Annotated in this window: 9 protein-coding genes; 5 read left to right on the top strand and 4 right to left on the bottom strand. The window is 73.3% G+C overall.

Annotated features, from left to right (window positions below):
• The first annotated feature begins 668 nt into the window (after window positions 1-668).
• Together ACTMS2_RS29160 and ACTMS2_RS29155 are read left to right on the top strand one after the other, a co-directional pair.
• Window positions 669-1,010: a hypothetical protein gene (locus ACTMS2_RS29160; protein WP_441178252.1), complete on the top strand. Its 342-nt coding sequence runs from the start codon at window positions 669-671 to the stop codon at window positions 1,008-1,010.
• Complete coding sequence (locus ACTMS2_RS29155; protein ID WP_441178251.1) at window positions 1,007-1,666, top strand: nucleotidyl transferase AbiEii/AbiGii toxin family protein; 660 nt, start codon at window positions 1,007-1,009, stop codon at window positions 1,664-1,666. Before ACTMS2_RS29160 ends, ACTMS2_RS29155 begins: the two co-directional genes overlap by 4 nt.
• Before the next feature lie 129 nt (window positions 1,667-1,795).
• On the opposite strand, the gene ACTMS2_RS29150 is transcribed toward ACTMS2_RS29155, so the two are convergent.
• The gene (locus ACTMS2_RS29150; protein WP_441178250.1) at window positions 1,796-2,698 is read right to left on the bottom strand and encodes an SDR family oxidoreductase; all 903 of its coding nucleotides are present in this window, start codon (window positions 2,696-2,698) and stop codon (window positions 1,796-1,798) included.
• Between the two features lie 212 nt (window positions 2,699-2,910).
• Here ACTMS2_RS29150 and ACTMS2_RS29145 point away from each other — a divergent pair, with 212 nt between their 5' ends.
• The gene (locus tag ACTMS2_RS29145) at window positions 2,911-4,701 is read left to right on the top strand and encodes a bifunctional metallophosphatase/5'-nucleotidase (RefSeq protein ID WP_441178249.1); all 1,791 of its coding nucleotides are present in this window, start codon (window positions 2,911-2,913) and stop codon (window positions 4,699-4,701) included.
• A gap of 69 nt (window positions 4,702-4,770) precedes the next feature.
• On the opposite strand, the gene ACTMS2_RS29140 is transcribed toward ACTMS2_RS29145, so the two are convergent.
• From ACTMS2_RS29140 to ACTMS2_RS29130, 3 genes are all read right to left on the bottom strand, one after another.
• Window positions 4,771-6,447, bottom strand: coding sequence for an ABC-F family ATP-binding cassette domain-containing protein (locus ACTMS2_RS29140; protein WP_441178248.1), 1,677 nt, complete (start codon window positions 6,445-6,447; stop codon window positions 4,771-4,773).
• Window positions 6,448-6,721: 274 nt separating this feature from the next.
• Window positions 6,722-6,913 carry a hypothetical protein gene (locus tag ACTMS2_RS29135; protein WP_441178247.1) on the bottom strand — a complete coding sequence of 64 codons (192 nt, stop codon included), beginning with the start codon at window positions 6,911-6,913 and terminating at the stop codon, window positions 6,722-6,724.
• Between the two features lie 190 nt (window positions 6,914-7,103).
• The gene (locus tag ACTMS2_RS29130; protein WP_441178246.1) at window positions 7,104-8,222 is read right to left on the bottom strand and encodes a geranylgeranyl reductase family protein; all 1,119 of its coding nucleotides are present in this window, start codon (window positions 8,220-8,222) and stop codon (window positions 7,104-7,106) included.
• A 150-nt stretch (window positions 8,223-8,372) separates the two neighbouring features.
• On the opposite strand from ACTMS2_RS29130, the gene ACTMS2_RS29125 reads away from it, so the two are divergent.
• Both ACTMS2_RS29125 and ACTMS2_RS29120 read left to right on the top strand, forming a co-directional pair.
• Window positions 8,373-8,609, top strand: a complete 237-nt coding sequence (locus ACTMS2_RS29125) for a hypothetical protein (RefSeq protein WP_101409940.1) — start codon at window positions 8,373-8,375, stop codon at window positions 8,607-8,609.
• Between the two features lie 85 nt (window positions 8,610-8,694).
• Window positions 8,695-10,152: an MFS transporter gene (locus tag ACTMS2_RS29120; RefSeq protein WP_441178245.1), complete on the top strand. Its 1,458-nt coding sequence runs from the start codon at window positions 8,695-8,697 to the stop codon at window positions 10,150-10,152.
• Window positions 10,153-10,474: the final 322 nt, after the last annotated feature.

Here is a 10,474-nt window from a genome sequence, read left to right as displayed (position 1 = left end):
ACACGCCGAAAAGGGGGATCGGCTTTCGCGCGGGTGCAAGCACCGTCCGGCGCCCAAGAAGATCAGGGGATCTCCAGTCGAACCGGAGGGATCTCCGGCGTCGTACCAGAGGAAAGATCAGCTCGGCCGTGCCCGGCCGGATGCTCGAACCTGTGCGGCTCGGAAGAGGCCGGCTGTTTCGCGGGGCGGGGGTTGCCCTCACGTCGGCCGGACCATGTGTAACGACCACCGGCCCGCCAACATTCCGGGCCCCGGGGCCCGGAATCGCGTCGGGGCGGCGTGGCCTTGCTCGGTCGTACGCAGGGTGTAACGACCCCACCCCGCCCACGATTCCGCCCCCACGATGCCCCGGTCACAGGCCGAAACCGGACATCCCGCACCCCGGGAACTTGACCACCCCAGGCCTGACCAAGCCCACCCGGACACCGACGCCGGAGCCGGACACGCGACGCAAGCGGGGGCAGGTGGCGATTCGCGAGATCTTGGTGCGGATCGGCCCCTGGAGGGGCACGTTCCTACCAAGATCTCCCCGAACCGGAACGGAACCGGAGCCGCAGTCGGATCTCCGCCACAAAGCCAGGCACCGATGGACGAGACGCGACCACAACACCCCCGACCCGGCCGGAACCGCAGTCCCAAGCGGCCCGACCTGGGGTTACCCTGACAGCATGCAGGCCCTCTCCCCCGCACCGACCCGCGCGGCCCACCTGGCCCGCCCGGGCCGGCCCGCCGTGGTGGCCCACACGCTCGCCGAGCTGACCGGCCCCACCCGTGGTGTGGTGGAGCTGCCGGTGCGGCTGATGTGGAACGCGGACCGCACCTTCGACCTGGGCGATCCGGACGAACTGCTCTGGATGTACGAGAACGTGCTGCGCGAGACCACCCGCGCGGAGGACCTCCGGCTGCTCATCGACGGGCGCACGCTGCGCCGGGTGTGGCGGCTGCTCAACCTGCCCCGGGGCGTACGCCAGGCGTGGGAGAGCCGCCACCGGGGGCTGCGTACGGCGTGAGCAGCGCGCACCCGCACGAGTTCTACCGCGAGGTGGCCCGGGTGGCGTTGTCCGCCGCGGGGCCGTACCGGTTCGTGCTCGGCGGCGGGGTGGCGTGGGCCGCGCACGGGCTGGTCACCCGCCCGACGGAGGACGTGGATCTCTTCGCGGATGTGGAGGGGGCCGCCGCCGCGGCGGCGGACGGGGTGCGGGCGGCCCTGGAGCGAGCCGGGTTCGGGGTGACCGACGCCGACCCGGACAGCGAGTTGGCCGAGCTGTTCGAGGGCTTCGACCGGGACCTGCGGGACTTCGTGGTGAGCCGGGACGGGCGACTCATCCGGCTCAGCCTGGCCCGCCTGGACCGGCACCGCAGCCCGGTGGTCATGGATCTCGGGCCCGTGATGGACGTGCGGGACCTGATGGCGAACAAGACGGCCGCCCTGGTCAACCGGCGGGAGGTCCGGGACTACATCGACGTCGCAGCCGCCCTCGAGCACCATGACGTGGCGGAGTTGCTGGAGTTGGCCCGCCAACTCGACCCGGCCCTGGACGACGAGGACGTACGGGCAGCCGGCCGCTACCTGGACCGGCTGCCCGACCGCCGCTTCGCCCGTTACGGCCTGGACCCCGCCGCCATAGCCCAGGTCCGCACCCGCCTGGCCCCCTGGCCCCGCTGACCCCAGCCCCACCCACCCCCGTCCGAACATGCACCTGTGGTGCCGCGCGAAAAGTGCGAGTCGCCACCTCCCGCCCACCACAACTGCGTGCTCGACGCCGAGGGCAGGGGCGAGGGGGGTGTGGCGGGGTCACTTCGTGGGGCGGCCGCCCGTCACGCCGAGGATCTCGCCGGTGACGTAGCTGGACTCCTGGGAGGCGAAGAAGACGTACGCCGGGGCCAGCTCGGCCGGCTGGCCCGGGCGGCCCTCCGGGGTGTCCTGGCCGAACTTCTCGACCTTCTCCTGCGGCATGGTGGCCGGGATGAGCGGCGTCCAGATCGGACCGGGCGCCACCGCGTTCACCCGGATCCCCCGCTCGGCCAGGTCGGCGGCGAGCGCCTTGGTGAAGTTGGCGATCCCCGACTTGGTGGTGGCGTAGTCCAGCAGCTGCGGCGACGGGTCGAACGCCTGGATCGACGACGTGTTGATGATCGCCGAACCCTCGGGCAGGTGCGGCACGGCCGCCCGGCAGAGCCAGAACATCGCGTACAGGTTGGTCTTCAGCACGCGGTCCAACTGCTCGTCGCTGATGCCGAGGATGCCGTCCTCCTGCGCCATCTGGTAGGCCGCGTTGTTGACCAGGATGTCGATGCCGCCGAGGTCGCGTACGGCCCGCTCGATCAACTCCTGGCAGTGCCGCTGGTCGGTGATGTCGCCGCGTACCGCGATGCCCCTGCGGCCGGCCTCCTCGACGAGCCGGACGGTCTCCCAGGCGTCGGCGTCCTCCTCCTCGCCCAGGTAGGAGATGAGCACGTCGGCGCCCTCCCGGGCGTACGCGATGGCGATGGCGCGGCCGATGCCGGAGTCGCCACCGGTGATGACCGCCCGCCGCCCCTCGAGCTTGCCGCTGCCGCGGTACGACTCCTCGCCGTGGTCCGGCTTCGGGGTCATCTCCTGAGTCGACCCGGGCGGCGTCTGCTGCTGCTTCGGTTGTCCCTCCTGCTGGCCGTACTGGCTGGTGGGGTCCTGCTGGGTGTGCTGGTCCTCGGTCACCGACGTCTCCTCGCGCACCGGTCGGGTGTGGGTCTTCCACCGCCCTACCCTGCGGCGGCGAGCGGAAACGACCGGCCCGGTGTTACACCGGCGGGCCCGTACGCGCCGGTGGGATGAAACACCCGGGGCTGCTGTGGCAGCAGTGGCGGCGGCTCGTTTATGGTGCGCTCGGCGCTCACCGGGCGTCGCGAACCCCCACGGAAGGGCACCTCATGACCTCTCCCTCCGGCCCGTCGCGTCGGACGGTGCTCGCCGCCGCGGCCGCGGCGGCGAGCGTCCCGCTGATCGCCGCCACCCCCGCCCAGGCGGCCGGCGCGGCCCGGTCGCGGACCTGGGACCTCACGATCCTCGGCACCTCGGACACCCACGGCAACGTCTACAACTGGGACTACTACTCCGACGCCGAGTACGACGACAGCAAGCACAACGACGTCGGAGTCGCCAAGCTGGCCGCCCTCGTCAAGCGGATCCGCGCCGAGCGGCGCGGCAAGGCGACGCTGGTGCTCGACGCCGGCGACACCATCCAGGGCACACCGCTCGCCACCTTCTACGCCAAGCAGGAGCCGATCACCAGCACCGGTGAGACGCACCCGATGGCCAACGCGATGAACGTGCTCGGCTACGACGCCGTGACGCTCGGCAACCACGAGTTCAACTACGGCCTGCCGCTGCTGGCGAAGTGGATCTCGCAGCTGGGCTTCCCGGCGCTGGCCGCCAACGCCGTCAACGTGGCCACCGGCAAGCCGGCCTTCCTGCCGTACGTCATCAAGAAGGTCTCCGTCGGCTTCGCCGCGCCGCCGCTGCGCGTCGGCATCCTCGGCCTGACCAACCCGGGCAGCGCGATCTGGGACCGGGCCAACGTCGAGGGCAAACTGCGGTTCGACGACATGATCGCCACCGCGGCGAAGTACGTGCCGATCATGCGGGCGCGCGGCGCCGACATCGTGCTGATCTCCGCCCACGGCGGCGACAGCGGCACCTCCAGCTACGGCCCCGAGCTGCCGATCGAGAACCCGACGGCGCTGATCGCCCAGCAGGTCCCCGGCATCGACGCGATCCTGTTCGGCCACGCCCACGCCGAGGTCGCCGAGAAGTTCGTGACCAACGAGCGTACCGGCGAGCAGGTGCTGCTCACCGAGCCGTCGAAGTGGGGCCAGCGGCTGAGCCGGATGGACTTCACGCTCACCCGCGAGCGGGGTAGCTGGAAGATCACCAAGAAGACCGCCGCCCTGTTGAACACCAACACGGTGGTCGAGGACCCGAAGGTCCTCGCGGCCGTGCGGGCACAGCACCAGAAGACCGTGGCGTACGTCAACCAGGTTGTCGCCCGCTCCACCGTGGAGCTGTCGGCTGCCGAGAGCCGCTACAGGGACACCCCGATCCTGGACTTCATCAACCACGTCCAGACCGAGGTCGTCGGTCAGGCGCTGGCCGGCACGTCGTACGCGGACCTGCCGGTGCTGTCGATCGCGGCGCCGTTCAGCCGCACCGCCGTCTTCCCCGCCGGCGACGTGAAGATCCGCGACGTGGCCGGGCTGTACGTCTTCGACAACACCCTCGAAGCCGTCGTACTCAGCGGCGCCGAGGTGCGCACCTACCTGGAGTACTCGGCGAAGTACTTCCGGACCCTCGCCCCGGGCGCCCCGGTCGACCCGGCGACGATCAGCGACCCGGCCGTGCCGGACTACAACTACGACGTCGTCTCCGGCCTGGACTACGACATCGACATCTCCAAGCCGGTGGGCCAGCGCGTCACCCGCCTGGTGCTGCCCGGCACCGACACGCCGGTGGCGGACAACGCGCAGTTCGTGGTGGCGGTCAACAACTACCGGCGCAGCGGCGGCGGCAACTTCCCCGGCATCGTCAAGACCCAGGTCTACAACGAGCAGCAGGAGATCCGCCAGCTGCTGATCGACTGGGCGCAGGCCAGGGGCACCATCGACCCGGCCGACTTCCACCAGCCGAACTGGCGGCTGGTACGCGAGGGCGTGCCGGTCTTCTGATCCAGCGCCGGACGGGCCGTGGGCGGATCGCCCACGGCCCGTCCGGGTGTCCGGCCGGATGAAGCCGGATCAGCGTGGGTCGCGGCCGGCGGCCCCGCCCCCGAGCTCCAGGCGCGGCCAGTCGGCGAGGTCCCGCAGCAACTGCCGGTCGTGCGTGGCCACCACCACGGCGGCGCTCGTCTCGCGGATCGCCGCCGTCAACTCGTCCACCAGCGCCGACGACAGGTGGTTGGTCGGCTCGTCGAGCAGGATCAGGCCGGGCCGCCCGGCCAACGCCAACGCCAGGTCGAGGCGCCGCTGCTGCCCCTGCGACATCCGCCCGACCGGCGTGCGCATCGCCTCGGAGTCCAGCAGCCCCAGCGCCCCGAGCCCGACCGTCTCGGCGTCGCGGAGCACCCCGCGGGCCACCAGCCGCCCCACGTGACGGGCCTGCACCTCACGGGCGGTGAGGCCGGGGTCGTGCTCGGCGGTCTCCTGGGTGATCAGGGCGATCCGTGCCCCGGTCGCCCTCCACACGTGCCCGGCCGTGGGTTCGAGCGCCCCGACCAGGACCGCGAGCAGCGTGGACTTTCCGGCACCGTTCGCTCCGGTGACCAGCAGCCGGTCACCGCCGTCGAGGCTGAGGTCGACGGGACCCGCCAGGCGCCCGTCGACGACCACGCCGTACGCCCGCACCTGTGGCGCCCCCGGGCGGGCGCCCAGGTCCGGCCACCGCAACGTCGGCGGCGGCTCCGGCACGTCGATCCGGTGTGCCCGCAGGGCGTCCTGCTGCCGGTTCAGCGCCTGCACGACGCCTGGCGCGCGGGACTGGCGCTGGTGCTTGCCGGTTCCCTTGTCCGGCCGCCAGCCGGTGGAGAGCCGGTCGCGGGCCTTCGCCACCGCGTCCGTCAGCCGGCGATGCTCGGCCTGCTGCTCGTCGTAGTCCTGCTCCCACGATTCGCGGTCACGCCGCCGGGCGTCCTGCCAGGCGTCGTAGCCGCCGGCGTACAGGCGCGGCGTCCGGTCGCGGGTCGGGTCGAGGTCGAGGAACCGGTCCGCGACGTCGCGCAGCAGCGCCCGGTCGTGGCTGACGACGGCGAGGCCGCCGCCGTGCTCGCGCAGCCTGCGGGTCAGGAAGTCCAACCCGTCGGCGTCGAGGTGGTTGGTCGGTTCGTCGAGCAGCAGCACGTCGTGGCGCGCGCCGAGCAGGCAGGCCAGCCGTACCCGGTAGCGCTGCCCGACCGAGAGCGTCGACAGCGCACGCCGGCGGTCCGTGCACGCACCCAGGGCCTCGAGCGCGACGTCGACGCGACGCTCGGCGTCCCACGCGTCGAGGCCGGTGGCGTCGTCGAGCGCGGCGGCGTAGCGGTCCCCGGCACCGGGATCGCCGGCCGCCAGGGCCCGGGACGCCTCGTCCAACGCGGCGAGGGCCGCGAACGACGCGGCCAGCGCCTCCGAGGTCAGGGTGCCGACGGTCGCGCCGTCGCGCACGGCCAGTTCCTGGCGGGCCAGGCCGATCGTGCCCGCCCGGTGCACGGTGCCCTCGTCGGGCGCGATCAGGCCGGCGAGAACGTGCAGCAGCGTCGTCTTGCCGCGGCCGTTCTCGCCGACGACGGCGACCCGCGACCGGGCGGAGACGGTCACCGACACGTTGGTCAGGACCCGGCGGGACCCACGGACGACGGTGACGCCGTCGGCGCGGACGTGTGCGACGCCGCCCGGGGTGACGGGCGGGGAGATGGCTTCGGGGTTCGGGGTGAGGTTCAACGGTGCTCCGCAGCTCGTGGTGGAGCCGGGCAGCAGCAGGCGGCCGCCCGGCGGGAACCGGGACGGCGAGCGCGGATTCAGCAGAGGGAGGGCGCCGCCGTCAGCGGGCGGAGCGGACCTTCTGCGACCAGATACCTCGTGCCATGGCGGCAACCTTAGCAGCGCCGACGCGGCGACCCCGCCCGGTTTTCACCCGGCGCGGGGCGTTGGCGGGTCCCCGTCGTCGGTGGACCGGCTTCGAGCGGAGTGACCGTTTCAGCTCCCGTGGCGTCGGTCAGGCCCCGTTCCGCAGGTCCCACCGGTCGCGCTCGTCGCCCGGATCCGGCTGGTCCCGCCGCGGGTCGGTCTCGGTCAGCGCGGTCCGCTCCTCCGGACGGACCGCGGGCGGCAGCTCGCCGAAGCGCACGTGCCGCAGGAAGCGGTACTCGTCGTCGGTGAACGACACCCCGGAGTGGTCCTCTGCCATGGCTGCTCTCCCTCGACGTCATCATTCTGTGCGGTGGATGGCGTCGAGCGCCACCACCGCTAGGGCATCCTAGGATCCTGGGTGGAACGGTGGGGCGGGCTCCGGTCGGCCCCTCGCCAGGTCGTCCGCTCGACGGCCCGGCCGAGCCGGGCGGGTCACGCGGCCGGGAACGACCTCCGGACCACCGGCCCTACCGGTCCAGCAGCGCCAGGGCCGCCCGGACCGGGGCGCGGTCCAGCGTCTCGTCGAAGCTCGCCCGGCCCTGACAGAACCGCACGAACATCCACCAGCCCGGCGGGGTGGCCAACAACGCGTGGAAGACCTCCGGCCGCCGGGCGAACACGTCGAGCAGCCGATGCCCGGCGCGCATCGACGGCACCAGGTCCCGGGCGACCGCGCGCTCGTACCCCGCCAGGTCACCGGCCGCGACCGCCGCGCCGGCCAACTCGCCGGAACGCAACGCGTAGCTGATCCCCTCCCGGCTCCACGGCTCCAGCAGCCCGGCCGCGTCGCCCGCGACCAGCACCCGCCCCCGGCGCAGCGGCGAGTCCTCGGTCCGGCAGCGCGTCAGGTGACCGGAGTCGTGCGCCGGCTCCACCCCGGACAGGCCCAGCCGCTCGACGAACCCCCGCAGGTAGGCCCTGGTCCGCTCCCCCTCACCCCGGGCCGCGATCACGCCGACCGTCAGCCGGTCGCCCTTCGGAAAGACCCAGGCGTACGAGCCCGGCAGCCGGCCCCAGTCCAGCAGGAGGCGGCCCCGCCAACGGGCCTGCTCCCGCGGCGACACGGGCAGCTCCAGCTCCAGCCCCAGGTCCACCTGCCGGTAACGGGCCCCCACGTGCCGTGCGGTCACGCCCGAGGAACCGTCCGCCCCGATCACCGCCCGCGCGTGCACCGTGTCCCCGTCGGCGAGCCTGAGGCGTACGACGTCGGGGTCCTGCTCGACGGCGCGGACCGCGACCCGCTCGCGGACCTCGGCGCCGGCGGCGACCGCGGCGGCGCGCAGCCGGTCGTCGAACTCCTCCCGGCGCACCATGCTCACCAGCGGCCCGCCGCGATGGCGGCGGGTGAACCGGCGCCGCCCGTCCCGGGTGAACGTCACCCGGTCGACCCGGTCGTGCGCCGGCACCTCGATCCGGCCGGCCACCGCCGCCAGCGACGTGCCGATCAGGCCGCCCCCGCAGGTCTTGTAGCGCGGGTGTGCGGCGCGCTCGACGACCAACGTGCGCAGGCCGGCGCGGGCGGCGGCGCGGGCGGCGGCGAGCCCGGCGGGGCCGGCACCGACGACGGCGAGATCCCAGACGATCACTGGTGCAGCCTAGGGCAACCCCCGGCGCGCGGGCAGCGTCGGCGCGACCGGCGGCACCCCCCGATCGGGTGGGCATCTTCGGACGCCCACCGGGTAACCGCGCGGCGCAACCGCCCGCACGGGGGCGGGACAGGCGAAGGAGGAAGGGCCATGCGGCAGGTGCAACTGTCGGATGTCGAGGAACGGGTGTACGACGCGGTCGCCGCGCTGGAGGCCCGGGGGCAGGTGCCGTACCCGGACCTCATCGCCGAGGAGGCCGGCCTCACCGAGGAGCAGTTGCGCGAGCCGCTGCACCAGCTCACCGAGAAGAACCTGTTGCACCGGGAGGACTCCCCCATGGCCGGGCTGGACTTCGGACCCCGGTTCTGTGCCCGCCAGATGGCGTGAGCCGTCGCCCGACACGTGATGGTTCGCCTCCCGGGGACCGGGGTAGCGCTCAGCGATGCCCGATCACCGGTCCACGGGAGGCACGATGAGCCCGGCGGGTACGCCACCGGCCGAACCCGCCGCGTCCCCGTACGACCGGCGGCGCTGGCAGGCCCTCGGGGTCGGGCTGGTCGCCGCCTTCATGACGCTGCTCGACGTCAGCATCGTCAACGTCGCCGTACCGTCGATGGACCGTTCGCTCGGCGCCTCCCCCAGTGACCTGCAGTGGGTGCTGTCCGGGTACGCGCTGACGTTCGGGCTGGTGCTGGTCTCCGCCGGCCGCTTCGGCGACGCGCGCGGCCGGCGTGCCGCGTTCGTCTTCGGGATCGCCCTGTTCACGGTGGCCAGCGCGCTGGCCGGACTGTCCCCCTCCCCCGCCTGGCTGATCGCGGCCCGGTTGCTCCAGGGCGCCGCCGCCGGCGTGGTCAACCCGCAGGTCACCGGGCTGATCCAGGAGCTCTTCCAGGGCCCCGAGCGGGGCCGCCCGTTCGGGCTGCTCGGCGCCACCATCGGCATCTCCACGGCCGTCGGCCCGCTGCTCGGTGGCCTGCTGATCGCCGTCGGCGGCGAGGAGCACGGCTGGCGGTGGGTGTTCTTCGTGAACGTGCCGGTGGGCGTCCTGGCGGTGGTCCTCGGCTGGCGGCTGCTCCCCGCCCGACCGGCCGGCCCACGCGACCACCGGCGGCTGGACCCCGTCGGGGTGCTGCTGCTCGGCGCCGGAGTGCTGCTCGTGCTGTTGCCGCTGGTGCAGCAGGAGTGGCGGAACCCGGTGAAGTGGCTGCTCGTGCCCGTGGGGCTGCTCACCCTGGCCGGCTTCGGGGCGTGGGAACGGTGGTACGCCCGACGCCAGGAACCACTGTTCGACCTGGGGCTGTTCGGCTTCCGGTCGTACGCCCTGGGTTCGCTGATCGCGCTGGTCTACTTCGGCGGGTTCACCGCGATCTTCTTCATCTTCACGCTCTTCCTCCAGAACGGCCTCGGCTACAGCGCGCTGATCGCCGGCCTGGCCATCACCCCGTTCGCGCTGGGCTCGGCCGCGGCGTCGGCGCTCGGAGGCCGGATCGTCGACCGCTTCGGGCGCCCACTGGTCGCGGTCGGGCTGCTCACCGTGGTGGTCGGGCTCGGCGCGGTGGTCGTCGTACTCGAACTGGCCCCCAGCGGCGTACCCGTGCCGTGGCTGACCGCCGCCCCCCTGCTGGTCGCCGGGCTGGGCAGTGGCCTGGTGATCGCGCCGAACCAGACCCTGACGCTGTCCCAGGTGCCGGTGCGGCAGGCGGGCAGCGGGGCGGGCATGCTCCAGACCGGCCAGCGGATCGGTTCCGCCGCCGGCATCGCCGCCGTCGGCTCGGTCTTCTTCTCCTCGCTGGCCGCCAGCGACGGGGACTTCCCGCTCGCGTTCCGGCACTCGCTACTGCTGGCCGCCGGGGTGATCGCCCTCGCGCTGGTCGCGGCCCTGGTCGACGTCACCCTCGGCCACCGCCGTCACGACGGCCGCCGCCCCTGACGGGCGTCACGACGGCCGGCGCGCCGGCGGGTACGGCTCCCGCCTGCGCAACCGGGCCGGCTCCGCGCTTCCCGGCTCCGGACATGCGTCTGGCCGGCACCCCGGGTGGGGTACCGGCCAGCGGCAGTCGTTCACACTGCTCGGGTCAGCTGTTCCAGTGCTCGGCCACCAGGTCGGCGGCCATCTGCTCCCACTGCGCGTAGTGGTCCGGGTACGCCGACACCTGCACCGTCTGCGCGGCCTTCGTCAGCGGCATGTCCTGCCACCCGTCGACCTGCTTCAGACCCTTCAGGAACGCCATCGTCGAGTACTCCGGGTCGGT

The sequence above is a fragment of the Micromonospora sp. SD12 genome (assembly GCF_052068495.1).
GTDB classification, from domain to species: Bacteria; Actinomycetota; Actinomycetes; order Mycobacteriales; family Micromonosporaceae; genus Micromonospora; species Micromonospora echinofusca.
This window is presented reverse-complemented; position numbering and strand designations above follow the sequence as displayed.